Genomic DNA, 24,474 nt, shown 5'->3' with positions numbered 1-24,474 from the left:
CGCAACCGTTATTCGTGCGACCGGCCGAAATCCTCTCGCGCATCGTCCTGCCCCTGTTCGACGATCGACCGGCGCACCGCGCGCGTCCGGGTGAACAGATCGAACAGCTCGTCGCCCTTGCCCCAGCGGATGGCACGTTGCAGCGCGGACAGGTCCTCCGAAAAACGTTGCAGCATGTCGAGCACCGCTTCGCGGTTCGACAGGAAGACATCGCGCCACATGGTCGGATCGGATGCGGCGATCCGGGTAAAGTCACGAAACCCGCCGGCCGAATATTTGATGACGTCGCTGCTCGTCACCTCTTCAAGGTCCGACGCGGTGCCGACGATGGTATAGGCGATAAGGTGCGGCAAATGACTGGTCACCGCCAGCACCCGGTCGTGATGCGCCGGTTCCATCGTCTCGATCTTCGCGCCCAGCCGCTTCCAGAATTCGCCCACCCGCTCGATCGCGAGCGGGTCTGTTCCTTCGGGAGGGGTAAGAATACACCAACGGTTGCGGAACAGCGCGGCAAAGCCCGCCTCCGGCCCGCTGCGCTCGGTCCCCGCGACGGGGTGGGCGGGGACGATGGCGGCATCGGGCAAGGCTTCGCGCAGCGCCGCGACGACGCTTCCCTTGCTCGACCCGACATCGCTGATCACCGCATCATCGGGCAGGTCGTGGGCGATATCGCGCGCCGCCGCCGCCATCGCCCCCACCGGAACGCACAGGATGACGAAATCGGCATCGGTCACGGCCGCGCCCGCGCTGTCGGCGATGTCATCACACAGGCGAAGCGCGCGCGCCCGTTCGCGCACATCCGCATCGGCGTCGAAGCCGGAAAGCGCGACACCCGGCATCGCGTCCTTCACCGCGCGCGCGATCGACGAGCCGATCAGGCCCAGTCCGATAATGGCGACGCGCGAAAAAGGAAGCATCAGGCCGCGACCACCTCTCGCAGCGCCGCGACCAGACCGCGCATTTCGGCTTCGGTCCCGATCGAGATGCGAAGCCCGTTGCCCAGCCCCTGTCCCGGCAGCCAGCGCGTGATATAGCCACGATCCTGAAGCGCCTTGTACGCCTGTTCGGCGCTCACCTGTCCTTCGAACAGCACCAGCACGAAATTGGCCTTTGACGGTACGGCGCGCAGCCCCGCATTACCAAGCGCCGCGATTTGATCGACGAACCAGCCGCGCCATTCGGCGTTGTGCGCGCGACTTTTCGCGACGAAATTTTCATCCTCCAGCGCGGCGACGGCGGCGCGCTGCCCCGCGATGGTGATGTTGAACGGCTGACGGATGCGATGCATCGCCGCGATCAGATCCATCGCGCCATAGCCCCAGCCGATCCGTTCGGCCGCAAGACCATAGATTTTCGAAAAGGTGCGCGTGACGAGCACATTGGGCGCCGTTTTGGCCAGCGCCATGCCGCCATCGTTCTCGCCCGGTTGCAGATATTCGGCATAGGCATGGTCGAGGACGAGCAGCACATGGCCGGGCAGTCCGGCATGGAGCCGCGCTATCGCTTCACGGCCGGCATAGGTGCCCGTGGGATTGTTCGGATTGGCGACGTACACGATGCGCGTCCGATCGGTGACTGCGGCCAGGATCGCGTCGACATCGCTCGCATAGTCGCTATCGGAAGCCACCACGGGGGTCGCGCCCACGCGCCGGGTCGCGATTTCGTACACCGCGAAGCCGTACCGAACGAAGATCACCTCATCCCCCGGCCCGGCAAAGGCGCTGGCAGCCATGTGCAGCACTTCATCCGAACCGGTGCCGTAGATGATGCGCTGCGGATCAAGGTCGTATTTCTTCGCAATCGCTTCGCGAACGATCGCGCCCGACGCGTCGGGATAGCGCTCCAGTTCGCCGGCAGCGCTCGCAAACGCCTCACGCGCGGCGGGCGACGTGCCGAGCGGATTTTCGTTCGACGACAATTTGGCGGCCTTTGCGCCGCTGTCGGTCGTGGACTTGCCCGGAATATAGGGGGCGATGTCCATGACCCAGGATTTGGGTTCGGGTGCGCTCATGGCCCCGCGAAATGACGCAGCGGCAGTCGATTGGCAAGGAGATTGGCGATTGGCAAGGAGATTGGCGACGCCGACGCAGCCAACCGGCTTGAACCAGCGCCCGCCCGGCCGTAACCAGCGCGCCATGCCCGACGATGCGCGTTACGGCCTCAGGCGCCATGTCACCCTGTCCGGGCCGCTTTCGCTCGACAGCGGTGCGGCGCTGACGCCGGTCGAATTCGGCTATGAAACCTATGGCGTGCCCAATGCCGATGCGTCCAACGCCATCCTGATCTGCCACGCGCTGACCGGCGATCAGTATGTCGCGTCCGATCATCCCGTGACGGGGAAGCCGGGCTGGTGGAGCCGCATGGTCGGCCCCGGCAAGCCGATCGACCCCGATCGCCACTTCATCATCTGCACCAATGTGCTGGGAAGCTGCATGGGATCGTCCGGCCCGGCGACGATCGACCCGGCAACCGGCGCGCCCTTTGCGATGCACTTCCCCGTCATCACGGTGCGCGACATGGTCCGCGCGCAGGCGATGCTGCTCGACCATCTGGGCGTTTCGCGGCTGCACGCCGTAGTTGGCGGCTCGATGGGCGGCATGCAGGCGCTGAGCTGGGCCGCGACCTTTCCACAGCGGATAGAGGCGGTCGTCGTCATCGCCTCGACCGCGCGGCATTCGGCGCAGAACATCGCCTTTCACGAGGTCGGACGCCAGGCGATCATGGCCGATCCCAAATGGCGCGAGGGCGATTATTACGCCGCCGCCGATCCGCCCGCGGCCGGGCTGGCCGTGGCGCGCATGGCGGCGCACATCACCTATCTTTCCGAAGCCGGCCTGACCGAGAAGTTCGGCCGCAAACTACAGGCGCGCGAAGCCAAGACCTTCGGATTCGATGCCGATTTCCAGGTTGAAAGCTATCTTCGCTATCAGGGGTTGAGCTTTACCGACCGGTTCGATGCCAACGCCTATCTCTACATCACCCGCGCGATGGATTATTTCGATCTTGGCGAAGAGCATGGCGGGCTGCTCGCCAACGCGTTTCGTGCCACCGACGCGCGTTTTTGCGTCGTGAGTTTCGACACAGACTGGCTGTATCCCACATCCGAATCGCGCGCGATCGTTCAGGCGCTGAATGCCGCGGCGAAGCGGGTCAGTTTCGTCGAATTGTCGAGTCCTTTTGGCCATGACGCGTTTCTGCTCGAATCGCCCCAGCTGAACGCCGTGGTCGCGGGTTTTCTGGGGAACGGACGATGATCGACCTTCGGCCCGATCTGGCGATCATCGCGCGCAATGTCGCGCCCGATTCGCGGGTGCTCGATATCGGGTGCGGTGACGGCGCGTTGATGGCCGCGCTTCGCGACCGGCACGGCGTCGATGCGCGCGGGCTGGAGATCGATCCCGCCAATGTCTCCGCCGCCGTCGCGCGCGGCCTTTCGGTGGTTCAGGGCGATGCCGACACAGATCTTGCCGGCTATCCCGATCAGGCGTTTGACTATGCGATATTGAGCCGCACGCTGCAGACGACGCGCAGGCCGGACCGCGTGCTCGACCATCTGCTGCGCATCGGGCGTCAGGCTTTTGTTTCCTTCCCCAATTTCGCGCATTGGCGGGTGCGCGCATCGTTGTTGTTCGGCGGACGGATGCCGGTCAACCGGCTGCTGCCCGAACGCTGGTACGACACGCCCAACATTCACCATGTAACGATCGACGATTTCCGTGCGATGGTGGCCGAACGCGGCATTGCAATCGATGCCGAATGGTTTTTATCGGGCGACAAGCGTGCGCGGCCGGCGGGGGCGAATATCTTCGCCGAACACGCCGTCTTTCTGCTCCACCGTTAGAAAAGCAGCTTCACCTTCCCCGCGCGGATACGATCCTTCAGCGCGCCGTCGCGGATCGTGCGATATCGCGCCATCACCAGGCTGAACAATCCGAAGATCAGAAGCCCCAATGCCACCGCGTCGTACAGCCACGGCGTTTCGCCAAGCGCGTCGAGCGCCGCCTGAAACCCCACCTGATTGGCATTGTTCGACCAGGCGGAGGTAAGCAGGTGCCAGCCGAGTACGAGAAACACCACCGACCGCGCGGCATAGCCGACCCGGCCCATCAGCACGCCCCAATGCGGCACGTCGGGATCGAGCAGGCGTTCGAATTTGCCGGTGATCGCCTTCAGCGCCTGGTTGAACCCGGCGAGCAGAAAGCCGATCGCGACGATCGCGATGACGATCGATCCGCCGGGGAAGGACAATATTTTCTGAGTCGCTTCGTTGCCGCCGCCACCACCGGAGGAACCGCCCATGAACGCGACCTTGAACGCGAGATAGGTGAGGATCAGGTGCGCGATGCCGCTGGCGACATGGCCGCACCGCTTGCCCAGACCCTTCGCGCCATGCCCATCGTCCTGAATATCGATCAGCGCGCCATAGATGCGGAAGAAACCGTATCCGGCCAGCCCCAGTCCCGTAACTGCCAGCACGATGGTGCCCGCGGGCAGGTCCTGAATATCCTCCAGCACGCTCGCCGTGCCTTCGGCGCGACTGGTGACGAAGGTCAGATAGCCGAGCAGGAAATAGACGATCGCCCGGGCCAGATATCCCGCCCGGGCGAAATATTCCAATCTTGCCAATCGTTCCACGCGCTTCCTCCCGACCGTTGAACCGGTCCAGCGCGCGACGCCCCCGCTTGTTCCGGTGTCAGAACGGGACGTCGTCGTCCAGATCGTCGGCAAAGCCCCCGAAATCGTCATTGCCCGATTTCACCCCGCCCGACCGACCGCCGCCGGAGTTGAAGCCGCCGCCACGGCCCGAGGACTGACCGGCGAAATCATCGCCGCCACCGCCCCAGTCATCGCCACCGCGCGAGCCGCCCATGCCGCCGCCCTGGCTGCCACCGGGCGAATCGAGCATGGTCAGCACCGCGTTGAAGCCTTGCAGCACGACTTCGGTCGAATAGCGGTCGTTGCCAGACTGGTCCTGCCATTTGCGGGTCTGAAGCTGACCCTCGATATAAACTTTCGATCCCTTGCGCAGATAGCGTTCGGCGATGTTGGCAAGGCCTTCGTTAAAGATCGCAACCGAATGCCATTCGGTCTTTTCGCGCCGCTCGCCGGTGTTGCGATCCTTCCAGTTTTCCGACGTGGCGATGCGCAGATTGCACACCTTCCCACCATTTTGAAAACTGCGGCTTTCGGGATCGCGGCCCAGATTCCCGACCAGGATCACCTTGTTGACGCTGCCGGCCATCGCCGTTTCTCCCTACAATCCGATTGCTATGGCGATCCAGTATGTCGCCCCTGCGGCGATGTAGGCGAGTGCGAACAAATAGCCAACCATGAAGGCGGGCCATTTCCATCCATTCGTCTCTCGCCGGGTAATCGCGATCGTCGAAATGCATTGCGGCGCGAACACGAACCACATCAGAAAAGCGAGTGCGGTCGGCAGGGTCCATCGCGAACGCAGCTTGTCGACCAGCCGGTTCTCGCCCGAATCCTCATCGGGATTGTCGATCGAATACACGGTGCCGATCGCCGCGACAGCGACTTCGCGCGCCGACATCGCGGGCAGCAGCGCGAGCGCAATGTCGCGGTTGAACCCGATCGGCGCGACGACCTTTTCGATCTGATGGCCGATCCGCCCGGCGACCGAATAATCGACCGGCGAAGCGTCCGACCCGGCGGGCGGTTTGGGAAAGCTCAGCAATGCCCAAAGCACGATGGTGGTGAAAGCAATGATCGTCCCGGCGCGTTTCAGGAAGATCAGCGCGCGCTGCCACAGCCCAAGCAGAACGTCGTTCAGCCGCGGCCATTGATATTTGGGCATTTCCATCATGAAGCCCGACGATTCGCCCTTCGTCACCGTCCGCCGAAGAACGATGGCCGCCACGAACGCACCGACGATGCCGGCGACGTACAATGAAAAGAGCACCAGCCCCTGCAACCCCACCCCCGGCAGCACCTGCCGCGCGGGAATAAATGCACCGATCATGATCGAATAGACCGGCAGGCGCGCCGAACAGGTCATCAGCGGCGCGATCAGGATGGTGGTCAGCCGGTCCTTTTCGTCATCGATCGTGCGAGTCGCCATGATGCCCGGCACCGCGCAGGCGAACGAGGACAGCAGCGGGATGAACGCGCGCCCCGAAAGCCCCGCCGTGGCCATCAGCCGGTCCATCAGGAACGCGGCGCGGACCATATATCCCGACGCCTCAAGCAGCAGGATGAACAGGAACAGGATCAGTATCTGCGGCAGGAAGACGATCACCGCGCCGACCCCGGCGATCAGCCCGTCGACGATCAGCGACCGGACGAATCCGGGCGGCAGCGCCGACGTGGCAAGGTCGCCGATTGCCGCCACCCCGGTTTCGATCCAGCCGATCGGGGCTTCGGACCAGGCGAACACCGCCTGAAACATCAGGAACAACAGCCCCAGCAGCAATAGCGAGCCGAACACCGGGTGAAGCGCGACGGCGTCGAGCCGATGCGTCCAGCGCCGCACCGCCGTTTCGGATATCGTCGCCTTTTCCGAAATAACCCGCGCGCGCCGTTGCAACGTCACGATATCTTCTACCACGCCGCCGCCCGGCCGAACGACCGGCCCCGCCTGAAGCGTCGCGGTCAGCGCCTTTTTCAATTCGTCGAGTCCCCGCCGGCGAACAGCCACTGTCGGGATGACCGGCACGCCAAGTTCTTGCGAAAGGATAGCCGGATCGAGTTCCAGTCCATCGCGCCTGGCAAGATCGATCATGTTGAGCGCGACGATCACCGGCAGCCCCAGCGACACGAGCTGGAGCGTGAAACGCAGATGATTGTCGAGATTGGCGGCGTCGACCACGACGACCAGCGCATCGGGCAGCCGCTCTCCCGCCTGCGATCCGGTCACTACGTCGCGAGTGACCTGTTCATCGGGACTGGATGGATCAAGACTATACGCGCCGGGCAGATCGACCAGTTCGACCGGACGCCCGTCGTCCAGCGCCAGCCGCCCGGCATGGCGTTCGACGGTAACGCCGGGATAATTGCCGACCTTTTGCCGCGCGCCGGTCAATGCATTGAAAAGCGCGCTCTTACCGGCATTGGGATTTCCGACCAATGCGACGAGAGGCGCCTGATTCATCGCTCGATCCGGCCCCTGGTTCAGGCGGCGTCGGGCATAACGTGAATCGCGCCGGCCACATGGCGGCGAAGCGCCACCGTCATCCGGCCGATCCGACAGGCCAGCGGACCACGACCGAATGTCGCCTGATGAAGCAGTTCGACCGTTACGCCTTCATCCAGACCCAGTTCGCGCAAGCGCCGCGCCTCGGGCAACGCCAGCGTGTCCCAGTCAACGCCCGCAACGCGTCCGCTTTTGCGGCGGGGCATTTCGGAGAGGCAAAGCGGTACGGACACGGTTGCTGGAGCGTTCATATTGCAAGTGAATAGCAATAAGCGGGAGGCAATTCTAGGACTAATCTCCCGCGGATGCGTAAAAAACCGATTGGGCGTCGCGGTCGCGAGCGGGCGAACCGGTCAGGTGGCGGGATACCGCAGCCGACCGATGAAACGCGACAGGCTGAGCCGGTTTTCGCTGCCCATTCGCCCGGTCAGCTTCGCCTTTGCCTTTTCAAATCGCATGATCCCATCGATCCGGCGAGACAGAAACGCACGGGTATCGGCCCATTCGGGCGTCTCATCGTCGAGGAAAACCGTGATGGTCGCGCCGTAAATCCCCGCCAGCATCGCGCGCTTGGTATAGTGGTTGTAATCGGTCGCGGTATCGCCCGCCAGCCGCCACATGCGGTCGGCGGAGCGCCAGCCAAGTCGTGCCGCCTTCAACGCGTTTTGCGGCATGGCGAGCACGGCCAGCGCACGGCGAAGCGCCTCGCGCTCACCGGCCAGCGTCGCCAGCCTTTGTTCGACAAGCGCGGTGATCCGTTCGCGTATCTTCATGGCGGAAAGCTTTTCCGGCGGCAGCGCTGTCGCCATCTCGGCGTCGACATGCGCGAACCAGGCATCGATCATATCGACCGCACCGCCCGGAAAGGCCAGCTTCGCCACGTCAAGATCGATCCCGGCCGCCTGCGCCGCAGCGGCAAGCGCGGTATCGTTCCACCCGTCGAACGCCGCATTCATCGGTAGTTCGGCGGCAAGCCCTGCGCGGATTTCATCAAGCGTCGCATCGTCGGCAATCTTTGCGGCCATCACGCCTCTCCTTCACCTGTCCGATCTAATGTCCTCGCCCGCACACGCAAGCGTTGGCGAAGATCGCTCACCGCCCTGGCGGCGACACCGGTACAGGATGCTTTGCGGGCATAAAGTTTTTCCTGTCCCGCCAGGGCCGTGCACGCACCGCCTTCGGCTCCTATCTCGCGGCCAACACGAAAAAGCTGAGGAAAGCACATCATGCCGAGCCTGTTCGATCCGATCGACTTGGGCGCAATTCACCCCCCCAACCGCATATTGATGGCGCCGCTGACCCGCGGTCGCGCGACGCCGGAACATGTACCGACGCCGATCATGGCGCAATATTATGCGCAGCGCGCCTCTGCAGGTCTGATCATCACCGAAGCCACCGGCATCAGCCGCGAAGGGCTTGGCTGGCCCTCGGCACCGGGATTGTGGACGAACGAGCAGATCGAGGCATGGAAGCCCGTGACCGAGGCGGTGCATCGGGCCGGAGGGCGCATCGTTGCGCAAATCTGGCACATGGGGCGGCTCTGCCCACCCGATATCATCGGGATGCAGCCGATTTCCGCGTCAGCGACGCTGGCGCCCCCGCGCGGCAACAACAGCGGGCGCAACCCCTATGTCGAGGCGCGGCCCGCGACGAAAGACGATATCGCCCGCGTGCTGGACGACTATTCGGCAGCGACCAAAAACGCGCTCGACGCCGGATTCGACGGGGTTCAGCTGCATGCCGCGAACGGCTATCTGATCGACCAGTTCCTGCGCGACGGCACCAACAAGCGCGAGGATGAATATGGCGGCGCGCCCGAAAACCGGATCCGCCTGTTGCGCGAAGCGACCGAGCGGCTGGTCGCGGTGGCGGGCAAGGACCGGGTCGGCGTGCGCTTGTCGCCCAACGGCGAAACGCAAGGGTGCGATGACAGCGATCCCGAATCGGTCTTCCTGCCTGCGGCAATGGCGCTGAACGACCTCGGCATCGCCTTCCTCGAACTACGCGAAGTCGGTCCGAACGACACTTTCGGCAGCACCGACGTTCCCAAGCTCAGCCCGAAGATTCGCAACGTGTTCACCAACCCGCTCGTGCTCAATCAGGAATATGACAGGGAAAGCGCGCAGGCAGCACTCGATTCGGGCGTCGCCGACGCGATCGCGTTCGGCCGTCCTTTCCTGGCCAATCCCGACCTGCCCGCGCGTTTCGCGAAAAACACCGCGTTGAACGAGGACGATATGGCTACGTGGTACGCCCCCGGCCCCGAAGGCTATACCGATTATCCCACGCTTGAGGTGCAGGCGGCGGAGTGATCGGTCACCGTTCCGGCCGGGTCCATATCCACGTGCCGCTGATGCACATCACGGCGATGGGCAAGAGCATCCAGGGCCAGTGAAGCCAGACAGGGCGACGGCGATGCTGACGATGAAGACAGCGCTCGCCGGTGCAATTGCCCGTCCTATGCGACATCATGCCACATAGGACGGGCGTGCCTTGACTCAATTCGCAAGGGCGGGCTTCAGCACCGTCTCGCACCAATCTGCAAAACTGGTCGGGGTGGTGTTGTCCGGCGTCCGCTCGACGCCAAGGTCCAGGCCCTCGTTCTTGGCGTCGGCCATGTCGGTCATGCCTTGCGCCATCGCGTCGGAAAAACCGAAACCAAGGAACTGATCCTTGTATGCGTCCAGCGGGATCTGCTGGAACCGGACCGTCTTGCCGAGTGTCGCCGACATGATTTCCGCCATGTCATTGAATGAAATGTTTTCAGGCCCCAGAACGGCTTGTTCCTGCTGCCCCGTCCACTGCGTATCCCGCAAAAACCGCGCAGCAACCGCCGCGATGTCCCTGCGCGCGCAACTCGGCAGTTTCAGATCGCCGGAAATCGGGGAGAAGAACATGCCCTTTTCGCGGATCGGGTCGGCCTGCATCAGCATATTGTCCATATAGGACGGCATGGTCAGCGCGCGAAAATTGACGCCGGTGTCTGCGAACATGTCATCGACCGCAAGCGATCCAGTGACATATCCGGCATGATCGGCAAGCGATGTGGTCCGGCCAAGCGCCGAGATGTTCACGACCCGGCCCACACCCTGCGCCTTGATCGCATCGACTGCCGGGCGTGAAAATTCGACATAGGCCTCCATCACGCTCGAAGCCTTGGGATTGGCCGGGACCAGCCAGAACAGGGCGTCGGCGCCCTCCAGGGCACGGGTGATGATTTCCGCATCCGAATGCGAGCCTTCGATCACCTCGACCTTTTCGCGGGTCGCCGCGGGGAGACCGGATGAATCGCGGGCAATCACGCGAACGGTCTCGCCCGCCTCCAGCAGATGGTCGAGAAGCCGGCTTCCGATGCCGCTTGTGGGCGCGCTGATAACAATCATTCGATACTCCTTTGCTGCCCGCAAGCGCTGCATCTGCAGCAAGATCCGGCGAACGCGTCAGTAAGGGGCGTGCTAAAGCTTGCGCGTTGGACGAACCATGCTGTAGGGTCCGATATATCTTCGCAATCGTCCGAAAAGGCCCCATGGATCCCCTTTCCCAGCTCTTTACCCTGCTCAAACCTGCGGCCACCATTTCCTCGGGCTTCGACGCCGGCGGCGACTGGGCGATCGCGTTTGACGATCAGCGCAAGCAGATCAAATGCTATGCGATTTCCAGCGGCCAGTGCTGGCTTGCGGTCGAAGGCGTCGAAAGCCCGGTGCTGCTTCAGGCGGGCGATTGCTTCGTCCTGCCGCGCGGCCGCCCGTTTCGCCTTGCCAGCAATCTCGCCCTGACACCCATCCCGGCTTCGACCATTTTTCCCGGCGCACGCGATGGCGGCATGGTGACGGTAAATGGCGGCGGCTCGTTCAGTCTTATCGGAAGCCGGTTCGCGGTACGCGGCAATCAGTCGGCCATGCTGCTGGGACTACTCCCGCCGATCGTGCATTTGCGGGGTGAGAAAGAGCGCGAGGCGATCCGATGGTCGGTCGACCGGATGATGCAGGAATTGCGTGACGCGCAACCCGGCGGGGATCTGATCGCACAGCATCTGGCCCATATGATGCTGATTCAGGCGCTGCGGGTGCGGCTTGCAGAAGGTGTCGGCAAGGGCGCGGGATGGTTCTTCGCGCTGGCTGACCCGCGATTGAACGGGGCGATCAGTGCAATCCACGATGAGCCTGATCGGCGCTGGACCTTGAAGGAACTGGCTGAACGCGCAGGCATGTCCCGCTCGCTCTTCGCCCAGAGGTTCAGGGAAATCGTGGGCGAAACGCCGATGCAATATCTGACCCGGTGGCGAATGATGCTCGCCTGCGACCGGCTCGAAAATGAAGGCGCCAGCGTTTCCAGCGTCGCCATCGGGACGGGATATGAATCCGAAAGCGCCTTCAGCACCGCGTTCAAGCGGATCGTCGGGTGTTCGCCGCGTGATTATTGCCGGATGAGACCGGCTATGGATGCCCCTTCCGAGCGAAAAGCATATGCTGGCGTGTTGGCATAGCGTGTGCGATCCGGCCACGCCGAATCGCACATCGCGTGCCGGATTATGCTGATTGTCGGAGGAAGTCGGTGATGGTTGTCCAGAAAGGCGTGGTCGGCCGCCCGATCAGTTTGGCTAGGTCGCCGCCATTTTCGGACAAGGCGCCCTGCGCTACGCCTGCATCGGTATCCGACAGGACGCTGGCGAACATTTCGGGCACCCCGGCTTCGATAGCCGCATTTCGGAAATCCTCCGCCGCCATGTCCTGATATTCCATGGGCGCACCTGTGGCATCAGCGACGACATTGGCAAGCTGCGCCATCGTAAAGGAATCATCTCCGGCCAGTTCGTACGTTTTGCCGATATGGTCGTCGCTTGTCAGAACCGTCGCCGCAGCTTTCGCATAATCAACACGCGCGGCTGACGACACGCGCCCCGCCCCCGCCGCGCCGATCAGGACATTATGCTTCAGAGCAAGCGGCAGACGCCATGTATACACCTCCGTATACCATCCGTTGCGCAGCAGCGTGTGGGGGATGTTCGCTTCTGCCAGGGCGGCCTCCGTATCGCGATGTTCCTGCGCCAGGAACAATGGCGATGTGTCGGCGTGTAGAATACTGGTATAAGCAATCGAACCGATACCGGCATCCCGGGCCGCATTTATCACATTGCGGTGTTGCGTGACTCGCTTCCCGATCTCGCTGCCGGAGATGAACAACAGCCGATCCACACTCTTGAACGCCTTTGTCAGCGTCTGCGGATCGGAATAATCGGCAATCCGGATTTCGATGCCCTTGTCGCGAAGCGCGATCGCATTTTCGCCGGCCGTATCCCGAACCCCCGCCACAATGCGGGCCGAAGGCACCATCGCGATCAATTCGTCGATGACAAGCCCGCCCAGATGGCCGGTAGCGCCGGTAACGAACAGTTTTGGTGTCTCATTCATGATCTGTCTCAATATTGTGGATTTGACTGCTACAAGGTTACTAAAAGAGACCATAGGCGTCGTGAAGGAGGCAGTATTTTGGGACAAGGTGAGGCAGCGGTAACCACCCGGACGTCGGATAGCGCGATCGTTCGCGCGACGGCGCCCGACCTGGCCGGGCGTCCGCCGGCTTCGGATTGCCCCTTGCGCGACGTGCTTGATCGTATCGGCGATAAATGGTCGACGCTGACCCTTGGAACCCTTGCTTCGGGACCGCATCGATTCAGTGTGGTTCAGCGCGCTATCCCCGATATTTCGAAGCGGATGCTGACGCAGACATTGCGCGGCCTGGAGCGTGACGGCCTGATCGCGCGCGCAGTGTTCCCGACAAAACCGCCCAGCGTCGAATATCGGCTCACCCCACTCGGCTTCACGATCCTCGAACCGCTTGGGGCGCTGGTACAATGGGCGGATGAAAAGCACGCCGCCATAAAGGCGGCGCGATCGGCATATGACGCATCAAATTAGGCACTGCTCACCCAAATGACGGTCCGACTATGGCTTGAGCACCGTCATCTTGAACGCTCCCGCATTGTCCGCGGCATGCGCGACCGCTTCATTGGCGTTTGCCAGCGGAAATTCGCTGACCGTCCAGAGCCCCAGATCGATAAGGCCGCTTCGGATCAGCCCCAAAAGGCCTGAAATGGCTTCGGCGTCGTACATCCACTGTCCGCGAACCGTGATCAGATTGCGCATGATCCATGGATAGGGCAGCGCAAGGTCTTCCCCGCCCAGCATGCCGACACCCCCCATCAGCACAGCCCTTCCGCCCTGCCGCAGCGTCATGATGGCGGCGCGCGCGACACCGGCGCTTGCTTCGGGCGGCAGAAAATCCTGCACCGCGTCGATCGGCACGCCGGCGGTTCGTTTCATCGCCTCGGTATCGGCAGCGGCATCGCCCGATAGCGTAACGGGAACCAGCCTGTCGCCGAAACGCCGGCGCAGATCATTCAACACCTTCGTATTGCGCCCTGCAGCCACGACGCGCCGCGCGCCCATCGCCAATGCCAACGCCGCCGTCGCCGAACCGAAATTGCCGGTCGCGCCGCTCACCAGCAATGTCTCGCCGGGTTGAAAGTTCATCGCCAGCAAACCGCCATAGGCGATCAACAGCGTGCCGATCGCGCACCACTTGCCCGCGTCCTCCGGCTTGATCGGGCCGATCGCGGCAGCGTTCTCGGTCGGAATGCGAACCTGCTCTGCGAATGTGCCGTCGCGGAAATAGCGCTGCAGCTTCTGCCCGCCTTCGCCCCTGGCGCTCGCGCCCTGCAAGGTGATGTCGGGAATATTGCCGCCATCGCGCGAACGCACCGTGGGATCGCAGTATACCCAGTCGCCCGGCTGCAGCCGCGTGGCATCGGGACCGACCGCGCGAACCCGGCCGATCGCACCGGCGCCCGGCACCACCGGCGTCGGCAGCAGATAGCGCCGCGCACCGCTCAGGACCTCGCCGGTGTAGGACAAAACCGGCGCTGCAACGACGTCGACCAGCACTTCACCGGTGCCGATGTCCGGGTCGGCAACGTCCTCGACGCGCAACGCCGAACCGAATTCGGGCAAAACGGCAGCTTTCATACGGCAACTCCCATGGCCAAAAGCCGAAGATATTTACCCTTCGCCGACGCCGGAAGAGCTGGTACGATACCAGCCTTGTGCACTACCACCCATTGAGCACCGCATGGCAAGCAATCGTCCATTTGGAAATTTTCTGCGGTCGCGTCGCACGCGCCTGTGCCCCGAAAATCTGTCGGACGAAGCGCGCAAGCGGCGACGGACCTCCGGCCTGAAGCGCGAGGAAGTCGCCCAGCGCGCGGGCATCAGCGTCGAATGGTACGTCAAACTGGAACAGGGACGCGCGGTTACGCCGTCGCGCGAAACGGTCGAGGCGCTCGGGGATGCGCTTCGCCTCGACCGGATAGAACGCGCGCATTTGCATTCGCTTGCCGTGGCGGGCGGCAGGCAGCCATTTCGGCGGGAGGAAGCGCCCGATATATTGCGCGCCATCGTCTCTGACATGCCGGGTCCCGCCTATATTACCGGCCAGCGCTTCGACATTCTCGCCTGGAACGATGCCACTACCGCGCTTTTCGGCGATTTCGGCAGAATCGCGCACGACGATCGCAACGTCATGCACTGGATGCTAACCGATCCGGCGGCAAAAAAGGTTTTCGGGCAAAGCTGGCCGGATGAGGCGCATCGCATCGTGTCCCTGTTTCGTGCTTCCTACGATCTCTGGCCAGGCGATCCGACATTCATTGCGCTTGTCGATCAGGTCCGCGAACGTTGTCCGGAATTCGAGGGGTGGTGGACCGAGCACGGAATCGGCGCGCCGATATCGGGCGTCAAATGGCTTCACCATCCGACGCAAGGGCTGGTTCGCTACGATTACGCCACGTTTCAGGCCAATGACGATCCGGCGCTAAAGCTTGCTCTTTATATGTCCGGCGCCGCCTGCCGGTCCGGGCGCGCCAAGGCCGGAGATGGGAAATGATTGCGCGACTGGCGGACGCGCTTCTGCAATATACGCAGCGCCAGCAGGGCCACAGCCCCTATCTGACGGCGATAGAGGGCGTCGGGATACTCCGCTCCGATCATCCCAGACCACCCTTGCACATGATCTCCCGTCCATCGCTCTGCATCGTCGCCCAGGGCGCGAAATGGGCAAGCATCGGGAATACCCGGCTGGAATACCGGGCCGGGCAGGCGCTGCTGGTCGGTATCGAGACGCCGTCGGTGGGGCGGGTCCGGATGGCCAGCCCGGATGCGCCCTGCCTCGTGCTGGCCATGGAGCTTGACCTGGCGGTGCTGCGCAGCGTGCTGGAACGCATGCCCGCCCCGCCCGTGCCCGGCGGCGTGCGCGGGCGCGGAGTGTTCATCGCCAATGTCGACGATCCACTCGCCGAATGCGCGCTGCGTCTTGTGAATCTTCTCGACCGGCCCGGGGCGATCCCTGTCGTCCACCCGCTGATCCTTCAGGAAATCTGTTTCTGGTTGCTGGCGGGTCCGCAAGGCGATGAAGTCGCACGACTGGCCACCGCGAATCCGTCACGGGGGGTAATTGCCGCGCTGCATGCAATGCGCGCCAATTACCAGAAGACGATGCTGGTGGAGGAACTTGCAGAAATTGCCCAGATGAGCGCGTCGGTCTTCCATCGCAATTTCAAGGAACTGACGGCGCTTTCGCCGATGCAGTATCTCAAGCGGCTGAGGCTTCTCGAAGCGCGCAGGCTTATGGCTGTGAATGCGCTGAAGGTCGAGACGGCGGCGTATGAAGTGGGGTATGAAAGCGCATCCCAGTTCAGCCGCGAATATGCGCGCTTGTTCGGCGCCCCTCCGAAACGGGATATGCGCACGATAATGGCGGATCGGGCAATGCTGTAACCTCTGCCGATCGCGTCGCGACCCGCGACAGGATCAGGCAGGAAATCGACAGGTTCGGACATTCAATTTGTCGAGATCGGTCCACATATTTGCGCAAACCGGCGGCCATAAGCTGAAACCGGACTGCGCTCCGCATCATCGGCTGATGCTCTTTTTACGGGAAGCCCGTTTCCGTGCTGATCCGGGCATCCCTCCAGCACGGAGAAGACCTGATATGGACATGACCGGCAACACGATCCTGATTACCGGCGGCACAAGCGGCATCGGAAAGGCGCTGGCTGCCCAGCTGCTTGCGCTCGGCAACACCGTTATCATCACGGGGCGCACACAGGCGCGGCTGGATGCAGCCCGGGCGGACCTGCCCGGCGTTCATTGCTTTGTATGCGATCAGTCCGATCCCGACGCCATCGCCCGGCTGCACGACGATATGGTGCACAGCTTTCCCGATCTGAACATGCTGATCAACAATGCCGGGATCGGGCTGAAGCGCAACCTGAATGACGCTTCCGTGCCGATCGAGGATCTGGAACGCGAAATCCGCACCAACCTGATCGGACCGATCCAGCTGAACCACCAGTTCCTGCCGACGCTGAAGCGTCAGAAGGCCGCGGCGATCGTCAACGTCACCTCGGGGCTGGCTTTCGTGCCGCTGGCACTCAAACCGCTTTATTCCGCCACCAAGGTCGCGATGCACAGCTATTCGATGACCTTGCGGGCACAACTGGCGCGTAGCAGCGTCAGGGTGTTCGAACTGGCGCCGCCTGCCACCGACACCGAATTCAACAAGGGGCAGGAGGACATGAACACCGCCAATCGCATGAGCCCCGAAAAGGTGGCCGAGGCGGCAATCAGGGGGATGGAGCAGGACCGCGACGAAATCCTGCCGGGGCAGGCTCGCGCGTTGCGCCTGATGGGGCGGCTACGCGCGAAGATGGTGCTGGCGCAGGCGGCTGCCGGGAAGATGGGCGAGGCCGGGTGAGGAAGAACGCGGGAAGGACGCGATGAAAAATGCGCAAACCCACGCCGAGCCGTCATCATGCGGCTGAGTTCGGCGAGCCCCGGATACCGCGATTTCCAGTTCAGGACATCAATACAGCATCGGTATCTTTTCGGGCGTAAACGATGATCCGAATCTCCGGCCGCCCTTCGTAGAGGAGCACGCTGAGGTCGTATCGGCGCCAGCCGCCCGATGCTTGCGACAATTCCTTTTCGGTGTTGCCGATCCTTACGATTTCCGGCTCTCTCCACCAGTCGCGCGCTACCGGAAAATCGTCCATGATCCGGTCCAGAAGGCATCGCAGCAGCGGGTCCCGCCCGCCGGTCAGATAGTCGTGCCTCGCCTTCAGGAACATAAGCTTCGCGGAATGCCGCCAGTCGCGAACGATCTCGCGGTAGCGGGCTGAGAAGAAGACGATCCGCAGCATGTTCGGATCGTCTTCTCGCATGGCGGGGAACAGCCGCGCGGCCGCGTCATTGAACGCCAGCACATCCCATCGCGAATTCATGACATAGGCCGGGTCCGGCAGGGTGCGGATCATCGAAACGACAGCCGGGGGCGCGCCGCCCTGCTCCTCGCCTCGGGAAAGGGGAACGTGCCCCGCAAGCGCGTACAGATGCTCCCGTTCCGCGCGATCAAGCCTCAACCCGCGCGCCAGGCGGCTCAGAAAGTCGTCCGACACGTTGATCGCACGGCCCTGTTCGAACCAGGTGTACCAGGTCAGGCCCACCCCCGCGAGCGTGGCGACCTCTTCGCGCCGCAGGCCGCTGGTGCGACGGCGTCCGGTTGCCTGAAGCCCAAAACTCTCCGGCGAAGCCTGTTGCCGGCAGTGGCGAACGAAATCGGACAATTCCTGCCGCTCGGCCGTGCGCGCCAATCGTTTCGTGGTCATCGCCGGGTCCTGAAAAGGTTACTTTGGCAACAGGATAAAAGTCATATAGCAACACCATAAAGCGGTGATTACCTCTTCTGCAAGCAGGAGAGATCTATGTCAGTTTCAGTTGTCGGCCTTGGAAAAATCGGATCGGCCCTCGTCCCGCGCCTTCTTTGCCTGAATCAAGAGATCACAGTCTGGAACCGGTCGTCAGACGCGATGGAAAGGGCGGCGGCGCTGGGCGCGCATCCGGTCAAGAACGCCGCTAAGGCCTTCGCCGCTGACATTGTGCTGACGGCGCTGTTCGATGACGCTGCCGTGCGCGATATCGTCACGCCGGACGCCATTTCGCTCCTCGGTCGCAACGGCGCGTTGCATATATGCCTTTCGACGCTCAGCCCCGGTCTGACGCAGGAGCTGGCCGCGGCGCACAGGGATGCGGGGGCGGGTTACGTCGCAGCGCCGCTCTTCGGCAGGCCCGAAGCGGTCGCGGCCGGGGCAGCGAATATCTGCGTCGCTGGCGACCGATCGCATATTGAAACGGGTCGCGCCGCGCTCGAAAGCTTCGGTCGCGTCTGGAATATCGGAGAGGATCCGCGACTGGCCAGCGTCGCCAAGCTGTGCGGTAATTTCATGATCGGGGCGGCGATCGGCGCCATGGCCGAGACAGCGGGCATCATGGCCGCCGAGCAGGGCGATGCAGAGGCTTTTCTGGCGATGATGACGCAGACGCTGTTTTCTTCGCCCATCTATAGCAACTACGCGCCGTCGATCCTTGGCGTCCGTCCGCTTCCCGCGAGCGGACTGGACCTTCCCTTGAAGGACCTGGAGCTGCTGGCGCATGTTGCGGACAGGCGGAACGTTCCGACGGGGCTGCTCCGGGCCATGCTCGGCAACCTGTCACTGGCCCGGGACAACGGGTTGGGAAGGGAAGACTGGTCGGTGGCCCTCAGCCGTCTTGCCCGGCGTCAAACCGACATGTCCCGAAATTCACAATCGGTATCGAAAGAGCGTTGAAATGCGAGCAGCCTATTATGATCGCCAGGGGTCGGCCGACGACGTGCTTATCGTCGGAAACGTCCCGGATTGCGAACCAGGCCCCGGCGAGGTCAAGGTCAGGATCGCGATTTCCGGTCTCAATCCGACCGACATCAAGGCGAGAAGCGGCTTTGCCGGGATGGCGATGCCCTTTCCGCGCGTCATCCCGCATCAGGATGGCGCCGGAACCATTGAAAAGGTCGGTCCCGGCGTTTCGCCGGATCGGATCGGCGAACGGGTCTGGCTCTACAAGGCGCAATATGGACGGGCCTTCGGTACGGCGGCGGAATATGCGGTGATACCCGCCGATCTTGCGGTTCCGCTTCCTGACAACGCATCCTTCCCTGTCGGTGCGACCCTTGGCATTGCAGGCATGACGGCGCATCGCTGCCTCTTCGCTGACGGCGACATCCGCGGCCAGCGCATCCTCGTCCAGGGCGGGGCGGGCGCCGTCGGGACGGCGGCCATCCTTCTCGCCAAATGGGCCGGCGCCTGGGTTGCCGCGACGGTCGGCCGCCCCGAACAGGCAAAGGTGGCGTCCGCCGCCGGAGCCGACCTCGTCATAAACCGCCATGACGAGGACGTCGCCGCGACCATCCGGCAGGCGACGAAGGGCAGCGGAGTCGACAGGATCATCGAGGTCGATCTGGTGACCAATTTCGCGGTCGATATCGCCTGTCTGGCGCCCAATGGTGCCGTCGCGGCCTATGCCACCGAAGACGCCGACGCGAAGCTCGTCATGCCGTTTCGCGCGACGATGATGGGCGGCTACGCCTTTCGCTTCATATTCTTCACCGTCATTCCGGATGCGGCTTTCCGGCTCGCGATAAAGGACCTGACCGCATGTCTGGGCGCGGGCGCCTATGAACCGCATATCGGCCTGGAATTGCCTTTGGAAAAGATAGCGCAGGCCCATGCCGCACAGGAAAGCGGGCAGGTTGTCGGCAAAATATTGCTAAGGACGGCGGATTGACGCGAAGACCATCTCAGAGAACCGAAATATCCGCGGACTTCACTCCTTCCAAACCGCTGCCGGTCTACGACAATGGTTCGATCAAGGGGGGGCCACCTCGTGCGCGTCCGCCTGATGCCGGGCCAACGCCGCCTTCGGATGATGAGCAGTTCCGCCATGGGCCGAGCCTGACGCAAGCCCGCTTTCACGCCCCCCTCTTTCGCCCGGTCGCCAAACCGGTTAGACTCGCCGCCATATCCCCGGGGGAGCGCTTTACCGATCCGCGCTTGAGAGGAAGGCAGGCAGCCTTCGACCCGCAGAACCTGATCCGGTTGAAACCGGCGTAGGGAGGGCGGCTTTCACCCGAAATCCGTGGCCTCTCCGCGATGAAGCGCAAAGAAAGGCACGTTTCCATGGCCGACATTCCCGCACGTACCGAAATGAAAGTCACCACCGGCCCGATCCGTGGGAGCCGAAAGGTCCATGTCGGCCCGCTGAATGTCGCGATGCGCGAAATCGACCTCGAACCCGGCTGCGGCGAACCGCCCTTGCGCGTTTACGATCCCTCCGGCCCCTATACCGACCCCGATGCGAAGATCGACATCATGGCGGGCCTGCCCGAACTTCGCCGCGACTGGATTCGCGGCCGCGGCGACGTGGAAGAAGTCGACCAGCGCGAGGTAAAGCCCGAAGACAACGGCATGTCCGGCCCCGACCGTAGTGGCGGCGTCCAGCCCTTCCCGAACGTGCGCAAGAAAGTGCTGCGCGCGCGTCCCGGCGCGAATGTCAGCCAGATGCACTATGCCCGCAAAGGCATCATCACCCCCGAAATGGAATATGTCGCGATCCGCGAAAATATGGGCCGCGATGCGATGCACGAAGCCGCAACCCGCGACGGCAACAGCTGGGGCGCGGCGATCCCCGATCACGTCACCCCCGAATTCGTCCGCGACGAAATCGCCCGTGGCCGCGCGATCATCCCCAACAATATCAACCACCCCGAATCCGAACCGATGGCGATCGGCCGCAACTTCCTGGTGAAGATCAACGCCAATATCGGCAATTCCGCGGTGGCGAGCGACGTCGCGGCCGAAGTCGACAAGATGGTCTGGGCCACCCGCTGGGGCGCCGACACCATCATGGACCTGTCGACGGGCCGCAACATCCACGACACGCGCGAATGGCTGCTGCGCAATTCGCCCGTCCCCATCGGCACCGTTCCCATCTATCAGGCGCTCGAAAAGGTCGGCGGCGTGGCCGAAGACCTGACCTGGGAAATCTTCCGCGACACGCTGATCGAACAGGCGGAGCAGGGCGTTGATTATTTCACCATCCATGCCGGCGTCCGTCTGCCCTATGTCCCGATGACCGCAAAGCGCGTCACCGGCATCGTGTCGCGCGGCGGGTCGATCATGGCCAAATGGTGCCTTGCGCACCACAAGGAGAGCTTCCTGTACGAGAAGTTCGACGAGATTACCGAGATCATGAAGGCCTATGACGTCGCCTATTCGCTGGGCGACGGCCTGCGCCCCGGTTCGATCGCCGACGCCAATGACGAGGCGCAGTTCGCCGAACTCTACACGCTGGGCGAGCTCACCAAAAAGGCGTGGGATCAGGACGTTCAGGTGATGATCGAAGGCCCCGGCCATGTGCCGATGCACAAGATCAAGGAGAATATGGACAAGCAGCTAGAAAGCTGCGGCGAAGCCCCCTTCTACACGCTGGGGCCGCTAACCACCGACATCGCGCCGGGATACGATCATATCACCAGCGGCATCGGCGCCGCGATGATCGGCTGGTACGGCACCGCGATGCTTTGCTACGTCACGCCAAAGGAGCATCTGGGCCTTCCCGACCGCGACGATGTGAAGGTCGGCGTCGTCACCTACAAACTCGCCGCCCATGCCGCCGACCTGGCAAAGGGGCACCCGGCGGCCAAGTTGCGCGACGACGCCTTGTCCCGCGCCCGCTTCGAATTCCGCTGGCGCGATCAGTTCAACCTGTCGCTCGACCCCGACACGGCGGAGCAGTACCACGACCAGACGCTCCCGGCGGAAGGCGCAAAGACCGCGCATTTCTGTTCAATGTGCGGGCCAAAGTTCTGCTCGATGAAGATCACGCAGGAAGTGCGCGACTTCGCCGCAAAGCAGAACAGCGACAGCTATCTGGCATCCGAAAACATCCGCCGCGAAACCCCGCCGGCGGAGCGAGAAGACGCCCGCGAAGGCATGGAGGAAATGAGCGAGAAGTTCAAAAAGGAAGGCGGCAACCTTTACGTCCCCGCAGGGGAGTGAGGGTATTCCAGCGCCGGAACCCCCCGGAGCTGCGCCTTCTTTCCGCATGACCTTTGCGAGGTGCGGCGGCGAACATCATGGCATCTTCGCCCACGATGGTTGTCGTCCGTGCAAAGGCTGGGCGCGACAGGTTCCGAAGCGTCTTTCCGTTGATCGAGGCACTTCTGCGAAGGCGACGCTCGCCGGGCAGGTTCAGCCCTTGGCGAGCCGATCGAACGCCTGAAGCGTCTTCAGCAGCGCGGGCATATCACGCAGCGGGACCATATTGGGGCCATCGCTCGGCGCGCGATCGGGGTCTTCATGCGTTTCGACGAACAGCGCGGCAATGCCCACCGCCATCGCCGCACGGGCAAGCACGGGGACAAATTCGCGCTGACCGCCCGACCGGTCGCCCTGACCCCCGGGCTGCTGCACCGAATGGGTCGCATCGAAAACGATCGGAAAGCCGGTTTCGGCCATGATCGGAATCGAGCGCATATCGCTGATCAGCATATTATAGCCGAAGCTCGCCCCGCGTTCGCACAGCATCACCCGGTCATTGCCGCTCGCCACCAGCTTTGTCGCGACATTCTTCATGTCCCAGGGGGCAAGGAACTGGCCCTTTTTGACATTGATCGCGCGGCCCGTCTTCGCGGCGGCGACCAGAAGGTCGGTCTGGCGGCACAGAAAGGCGGGGATTTGCAGAACATCGGCGACTTCGGCGACCGGCGCGCACTGCTCCGCCGCATGCACATCGGTGATGACCGGGCAGCCGAACCGTTCGCGGATCTCGGCGAACACGTCGAGCGCCTTTGCCATGCCGATGCCGCGCGGCGCGTCGATCGAGGTGCGATTGCCCTTGTCGTAGGATGATTTGTAGATCAGCCCGATGCCCAGCGACCCGCACATTTCGGTAAGCGCCGCCGCCATCTCCATCGCATGGTCGCGGCTTTCCATCGCGCAGGGCCCCGCGATCAGTACGAAGGGCCGGTCATTGGCGATTTCCAGCGGGCCGATCGAAACGGTTTTCATAGCCATAGCCCTTTAAAACGCACCGCATTCGGCGAGGATTTCCGACACGCCGCGGCCGCGCGCGGCGTACATGCGAATGCGCGCTTCATTGCCCATCACGTCCCAGGCGGCGGTCTCCACCTCTGCCCAGCGCGCGCGGGGAACGACGATCACGCCGTCTTCATCGGCAAAGACTACATCGTCGTTGCACACGGTGACACCGCCCATCGTAACGGGCCGGTTCATCGCGCGCATCGTGCCGTCGAATTTGATATCGTTGCAATGGCTGACCCGCGCGTACACGGGAAAGCCAAGCCCGCGAACATCGGCGGTATCGCGCGTCGTACCGTCGATCACTGCGCCGACCGCGCCCGACCGGATCGCCAGATTGGCGTTGAGATCGCCGAAATAGGCGCGATCCGGCACATCGGTCGCGACCATGATGACATCACCGGGGCGCACGAAGCGATAGGATTGCAGCGCGTCGTAAATCCCCTTCCACGCATCGGGCGGATCGTTCGGGCCGATCGCGCCCAGTTCTAGCGTCTTCGCACGGCCCAGCAGCTTGCCGCCGCTGGTCGGACGCAGCGCGGGCGGCAGGACCGCCGCAATCCCCTTTTCCTTGCAGATGTCGGCAAGCACGGTCGAGGACAGGTGCGAAATCATCGCGCGAAACCGCGTCACCTCCGCCGCGCGTTGCCCGGCGGCGACGGTTTCCGCGATCACCAGATCGGAACCGCGATTGATATCGATCTGCTCGATCGGGTCGAGGTCGAACAGGATCGGCCGGATGCCGAAACGCCGCGTCGGCGTCGCACCCGATTGCGGACGGCGCACGATATACAGGCTCATCGCCTCGATCACCGTTTCGGGCAGGTCTACGCTGTTGGGAATGCGTCCGGTGCCATAGGCCGGAACCTGCCCCTCCCAGCAATATTGCTTCGCCCGGCTGACCCCGATCAGGCTGTCGGCGTCCGGATCGGCAAGCAGCGCGTCGATCGCGCGGCCGATCGTCTGCGCCGACACAAAGGGCGCGGTGCACAACAATTGCACCCACATATCGGCATCGGGACGCTGGCTGCATTCCCATGCGAACATCTCGTGCCCATCGGTCGCATTGCTGGCGAGCGCGGCAGGGCGAACAAGGTGCGCGACGGGAAGGTCGCTCGCCATTGCGGCGATCTCTTCGCTTTCAGTGTCTAGACAGACCTCACTCACTTCTGGGCAATCCAATGCCTGACGCAGCTTGCGTTTGAACAGATGCTCCCCGTCCAGCACGGCGAGATTCTTCCCCGGAACCCGTTCGCTATGCCCCTTGGCCGGTACGAATGCGACGATTTTCAAA

Annotated in this window: 24 protein-coding genes and 1 riboswitch; of the genes, 11 read left to right on the top strand and 13 right to left on the bottom strand. The window is 63.1% G+C overall.

The genetic code is table 11. The features are described from left to right. Positions 1-8: 8 nt before the first annotated feature. Together KY084_RS04370 and hisC are read right to left on the bottom strand one after the other, a co-directional pair. Entirely contained in the window at positions 9-917 is a 909-nt protein-coding gene (locus KY084_RS04370; protein WP_219237221.1) for a prephenate/arogenate dehydrogenase family protein, read from the bottom strand. Continuing rightward, a complete protein-coding gene (gene hisC / locus KY084_RS04365; protein WP_219237220.1) occupies positions 917-2,011 on the bottom strand; it encodes a histidinol-phosphate transaminase in 1,095 nt (364 codons plus the stop codon). Before hisC ends, KY084_RS04370 begins: the two co-directional genes overlap by 1 nt. 124 nt (positions 2,012-2,135) lie before the next feature. Here hisC and metX point away from each other — a divergent pair, with 124 nt between their 5' ends. After that, complete coding sequence (gene metX, locus KY084_RS04360) at positions 2,136-3,254, top strand: homoserine O-acetyltransferase MetX (protein WP_219237393.1); 1,119 nt, start codon at positions 2,136-2,138, stop codon at positions 3,252-3,254. Next, complete coding sequence (gene metW / locus KY084_RS04355; RefSeq protein WP_219237219.1) at positions 3,251-3,841, top strand: methionine biosynthesis protein MetW; 591 nt, start codon at positions 3,251-3,253, stop codon at positions 3,839-3,841. Before metX ends, metW begins: the two co-directional genes overlap by 4 nt. Here metW and KY084_RS04350 read toward each other — a convergent pair. The 5 genes from KY084_RS04350 to KY084_RS04330 form a co-directional block, all read right to left on the bottom strand. Further along, positions 3,838-4,626 carry a DUF1206 domain-containing protein gene (locus KY084_RS04350; protein ID WP_219237218.1) on the bottom strand — a complete coding sequence of 263 codons (789 nt, stop codon included), beginning with the start codon at positions 4,624-4,626 and terminating at the stop codon, positions 3,838-3,840. The two genes, metW and KY084_RS04350, sit on opposite strands and share 4 nt — an antisense overlap. A gap of 67 nt (positions 4,627-4,693) precedes the next feature. Next, positions 4,694-5,242 carry a single-stranded DNA-binding protein gene (gene ssb, locus KY084_RS04345; RefSeq protein WP_219237217.1) on the bottom strand — a complete coding sequence of 183 codons (549 nt, stop codon included), beginning with the start codon at positions 5,240-5,242 and terminating at the stop codon, positions 4,694-4,696. 12 nt (positions 5,243-5,254) lie between these two features. After that, positions 5,255-7,111, bottom strand: a complete 1,857-nt coding sequence (gene feoB, locus KY084_RS04340; protein ID WP_219237216.1) for a ferrous iron transporter B — start codon at positions 7,109-7,111, stop codon at positions 5,255-5,257. Positions 7,112-7,131: 20 nt separating this feature from the next. Further along, positions 7,132-7,404, bottom strand: coding sequence for a FeoA family protein (locus tag KY084_RS04335; RefSeq protein WP_219237215.1), 273 nt, complete (start codon positions 7,402-7,404; stop codon positions 7,132-7,134). A 102-nt stretch (positions 7,405-7,506) separates the two neighbouring features. Then, the gene (locus KY084_RS04330; protein WP_219237214.1) at positions 7,507-8,178 is read right to left on the bottom strand and encodes a COQ9 family protein; all 672 of its coding nucleotides are present in this window, start codon (positions 8,176-8,178) and stop codon (positions 7,507-7,509) included. A 201-nt stretch (positions 8,179-8,379) separates the two neighbouring features. On the opposite strand from KY084_RS04330, the gene KY084_RS04325 reads away from it, so the two are divergent. Continuing rightward, complete coding sequence (locus KY084_RS04325; RefSeq protein WP_219237213.1) at positions 8,380-9,465, top strand: alkene reductase; 1,086 nt, start codon at positions 8,380-8,382, stop codon at positions 9,463-9,465. 186 nt (positions 9,466-9,651) lie between these two features. Here the strand turns inward: KY084_RS04325 and KY084_RS04320 are convergent, their stop codons facing one another. Further along, complete coding sequence (locus KY084_RS04320; RefSeq protein WP_219237212.1) at positions 9,652-10,536, bottom strand: NmrA family NAD(P)-binding protein; 885 nt, start codon at positions 10,534-10,536, stop codon at positions 9,652-9,654. 143 nt (positions 10,537-10,679) lie between these two features. Between KY084_RS04320 and KY084_RS04315 the strand changes: the two genes are divergently transcribed. Then, on the top strand, positions 10,680-11,639 hold the full coding sequence (locus tag KY084_RS04315; protein WP_219237211.1) for an AraC family transcriptional regulator: 960 nt from the start codon (positions 10,680-10,682) through the stop codon (positions 11,637-11,639). 43 nt (positions 11,640-11,682) lie between these two features. Here the strand turns inward: KY084_RS04315 and KY084_RS04310 are convergent, their stop codons facing one another. Next, the gene (locus KY084_RS04310) at positions 11,683-12,564 is read right to left on the bottom strand and encodes an SDR family oxidoreductase (RefSeq protein ID WP_219237210.1); all 882 of its coding nucleotides are present in this window, start codon (positions 12,562-12,564) and stop codon (positions 11,683-11,685) included. On the opposite strand from KY084_RS04310, the gene KY084_RS16660 reads away from it, so the two are divergent. After that, the gene (locus KY084_RS16660; RefSeq protein ID WP_219237209.1) at positions 12,520-13,071 is read left to right on the top strand and encodes a winged helix-turn-helix transcriptional regulator; all 552 of its coding nucleotides are present in this window, start codon (positions 12,520-12,522) and stop codon (positions 13,069-13,071) included. The two genes, KY084_RS04310 and KY084_RS16660, sit on opposite strands and share 45 nt — an antisense overlap. A 27-nt stretch (positions 13,072-13,098) precedes the next feature. On the opposite strand, the gene KY084_RS04300 is transcribed toward KY084_RS16660, so the two are convergent. Continuing rightward, positions 13,099-14,178 (bottom strand): quinone oxidoreductase family protein, encoded by a 1,080-nt coding sequence (locus KY084_RS04300; protein WP_219237208.1) that lies wholly within the window; start codon positions 14,176-14,178, stop codon positions 13,099-13,101. A 103-nt stretch (positions 14,179-14,281) separates the two neighbouring features. Between KY084_RS04300 and KY084_RS04295 the strand changes: the two genes are divergently transcribed. The 3 genes from KY084_RS04295 to KY084_RS04285 all read left to right on the top strand — a co-directional run bounded on the left by KY084_RS04295 (position 14,282) and on the right by KY084_RS04285 (position 16,963). Next, on the top strand, positions 14,282-15,094 hold the full coding sequence (locus tag KY084_RS04295; protein ID WP_219237207.1) for a helix-turn-helix transcriptional regulator: 813 nt from the start codon (positions 14,282-14,284) through the stop codon (positions 15,092-15,094). After that, a complete protein-coding gene (locus tag KY084_RS04290) occupies positions 15,091-15,984 on the top strand; it encodes an AraC family transcriptional regulator (RefSeq protein WP_219237206.1) in 894 nt (297 codons plus the stop codon). The genes KY084_RS04295 and KY084_RS04290 overlap by 4 nt, the downstream gene beginning before the upstream one ends. Positions 15,985-16,198: 214 nt before the next feature. Further along, complete coding sequence (locus KY084_RS04285; RefSeq protein ID WP_219237205.1) at positions 16,199-16,963, top strand: SDR family oxidoreductase; 765 nt, start codon at positions 16,199-16,201, stop codon at positions 16,961-16,963. A 100-nt stretch (positions 16,964-17,063) separates the two neighbouring features. Here KY084_RS04285 and KY084_RS04280 read toward each other — a convergent pair whose 3' ends face one another. Beyond that, complete coding sequence (locus KY084_RS04280) at positions 17,064-17,873, bottom strand: helix-turn-helix transcriptional regulator (protein ID WP_219237204.1); 810 nt, start codon at positions 17,871-17,873, stop codon at positions 17,064-17,066. Positions 17,874-17,969: 96 nt separating this feature from the next. On the opposite strand from KY084_RS04280, the gene KY084_RS04275 reads away from it, so the two are divergent. The 3 genes from KY084_RS04275 (at position 17,970) to thiC (ending at position 22,139) form a co-directional block, all read left to right on the top strand. Continuing rightward, positions 17,970-18,872 (top strand): NAD(P)-dependent oxidoreductase, encoded by a 903-nt coding sequence (locus KY084_RS04275; protein ID WP_219237203.1) that lies wholly within the window; start codon positions 17,970-17,972, stop codon positions 18,870-18,872. Position 18,873: 1 nt separating this feature from the next. After that, on the top strand, positions 18,874-19,866 hold the full coding sequence (locus KY084_RS04270) for an NADPH:quinone reductase (protein ID WP_219237202.1): 993 nt from the start codon (positions 18,874-18,876) through the stop codon (positions 19,864-19,866). 231 nt (positions 19,867-20,097) lie between these two features. Further along, a riboswitch (TPP riboswitch) is annotated at positions 20,098-20,212 on the top strand. A gap of 46 nt (positions 20,213-20,258) precedes the next feature. After that, positions 20,259-22,139, top strand: coding sequence for a phosphomethylpyrimidine synthase ThiC (thiC, locus tag KY084_RS04265; protein WP_219237201.1), 1,881 nt, complete (start codon positions 20,259-20,261; stop codon positions 22,137-22,139). Positions 22,140-22,331: 192 nt separating this feature from the next. On the opposite strand, the gene kdsA is transcribed toward thiC, so the two are convergent. After that, positions 22,332-23,150 (bottom strand): 3-deoxy-8-phosphooctulonate synthase, encoded by an 819-nt coding sequence (gene kdsA / locus KY084_RS04260; protein WP_219237200.1) that lies wholly within the window; start codon positions 23,148-23,150, stop codon positions 22,332-22,334. Between the two features lie 12 nt (positions 23,151-23,162). Continuing rightward, positions 23,163-24,473, bottom strand: coding sequence for an RraA family protein (locus KY084_RS04255; protein ID WP_246586870.1), 1,311 nt, complete (start codon positions 24,471-24,473; stop codon positions 23,163-23,165). Between the last annotated feature and the right edge of the window lies 1 nt (position 24,474).

This window comes from Stakelama flava, assembly GCF_019351405.1.
Lineage (GTDB): Bacteria > Pseudomonadota > Alphaproteobacteria > Sphingomonadales > Sphingomonadaceae > Sphingomonas > Sphingomonas flava_A.
The sequence above is the reverse complement of the archived record's forward strand: the minus strand, read 5'-3'. Positions and strand labels throughout refer to the sequence as shown.

Excerpts from the sequence above, each read along its gene's own strand:
- KY084_RS04370 (WP_219237221.1), bottom strand. The coding sequence starts at position 917 with ATGCTTCCTTTTTCGCGCGTCGCCATTATCGGACTGGGCCTGATCGGC.
- hisC (WP_219237220.1), bottom strand. The coding sequence starts at position 2,011 with ATGAGCGCACCCGAACCCAAATCCTGGGTCATGGACATCGCCCCCTAT.
- metX (WP_219237393.1), top strand. The coding sequence starts at position 2,136 with ATGCCCGACGATGCGCGTTACGGCCTCAGGCGCCATGTCACCCTGTCC.
- metW (WP_219237219.1), top strand. The coding sequence starts at position 3,251 with ATGATCGACCTTCGGCCCGATCTGGCGATCATCGCGCGCAATGTCGCG.
- ssb (WP_219237217.1), bottom strand. The coding sequence starts at position 5,242 with ATGGCCGGCAGCGTCAACAAGGTGATCCTGGTCGGGAATCTGGGCCGC.
- feoB (WP_219237216.1), bottom strand. The coding sequence starts at position 7,111 with ATGAATCAGGCGCCTCTCGTCGCATTGGTCGGAAATCCCAATGCCGGT.
- KY084_RS04335 (WP_219237215.1), bottom strand. The coding sequence starts at position 7,404 with ATGAACGCTCCAGCAACCGTGTCCGTACCGCTTTGCCTCTCCGAAATG.
- KY084_RS04330 (WP_219237214.1), bottom strand. The coding sequence starts at position 8,178 with ATGGCCGCAAAGATTGCCGACGATGCGACGCTTGATGAAATCCGCGCA.
- KY084_RS04325 (WP_219237213.1), top strand. The coding sequence starts at position 8,380 with ATGCCGAGCCTGTTCGATCCGATCGACTTGGGCGCAATTCACCCCCCC.
- KY084_RS04320 (WP_219237212.1), bottom strand. The coding sequence starts at position 10,536 with ATGATTGTTATCAGCGCGCCCACAAGCGGCATCGGAAGCCGGCTTCTC.
- KY084_RS04315 (WP_219237211.1), top strand. The coding sequence starts at position 10,680 with ATGGATCCCCTTTCCCAGCTCTTTACCCTGCTCAAACCTGCGGCCACC.
- KY084_RS16660 (WP_219237209.1), top strand. The coding sequence starts at position 12,520 with ATGGCCGGTAGCGCCGGTAACGAACAGTTTTGGTGTCTCATTCATGAT.
- KY084_RS04310 (WP_219237210.1), bottom strand. The coding sequence starts at position 12,564 with ATGAATGAGACACCAAAACTGTTCGTTACCGGCGCTACCGGCCATCTG.
- KY084_RS04300 (WP_219237208.1), bottom strand. The coding sequence starts at position 14,178 with ATGAAAGCTGCCGTTTTGCCCGAATTCGGTTCGGCGTTGCGCGTCGAG.
- KY084_RS04295 (WP_219237207.1), top strand. The coding sequence starts at position 14,282 with ATGGCAAGCAATCGTCCATTTGGAAATTTTCTGCGGTCGCGTCGCACG.
- KY084_RS04290 (WP_219237206.1), top strand. The coding sequence starts at position 15,091 with ATGATTGCGCGACTGGCGGACGCGCTTCTGCAATATACGCAGCGCCAG.
- KY084_RS04285 (WP_219237205.1), top strand. The coding sequence starts at position 16,199 with ATGGACATGACCGGCAACACGATCCTGATTACCGGCGGCACAAGCGGC.
- KY084_RS04280 (WP_219237204.1), bottom strand. The coding sequence starts at position 17,873 with ATGACCACGAAACGATTGGCGCGCACGGCCGAGCGGCAGGAATTGTCC.
- KY084_RS04275 (WP_219237203.1), top strand. The coding sequence starts at position 17,970 with ATGTCAGTTTCAGTTGTCGGCCTTGGAAAAATCGGATCGGCCCTCGTC.
- KY084_RS04270 (WP_219237202.1), top strand. The coding sequence starts at position 18,874 with ATGCGAGCAGCCTATTATGATCGCCAGGGGTCGGCCGACGACGTGCTT.
- thiC (WP_219237201.1), top strand. The coding sequence starts at position 20,259 with ATGGCCGACATTCCCGCACGTACCGAAATGAAAGTCACCACCGGCCCG.
- kdsA (WP_219237200.1), bottom strand. The coding sequence starts at position 23,150 with ATGAAAACCGTTTCGATCGGCCCGCTGGAAATCGCCAATGACCGGCCC.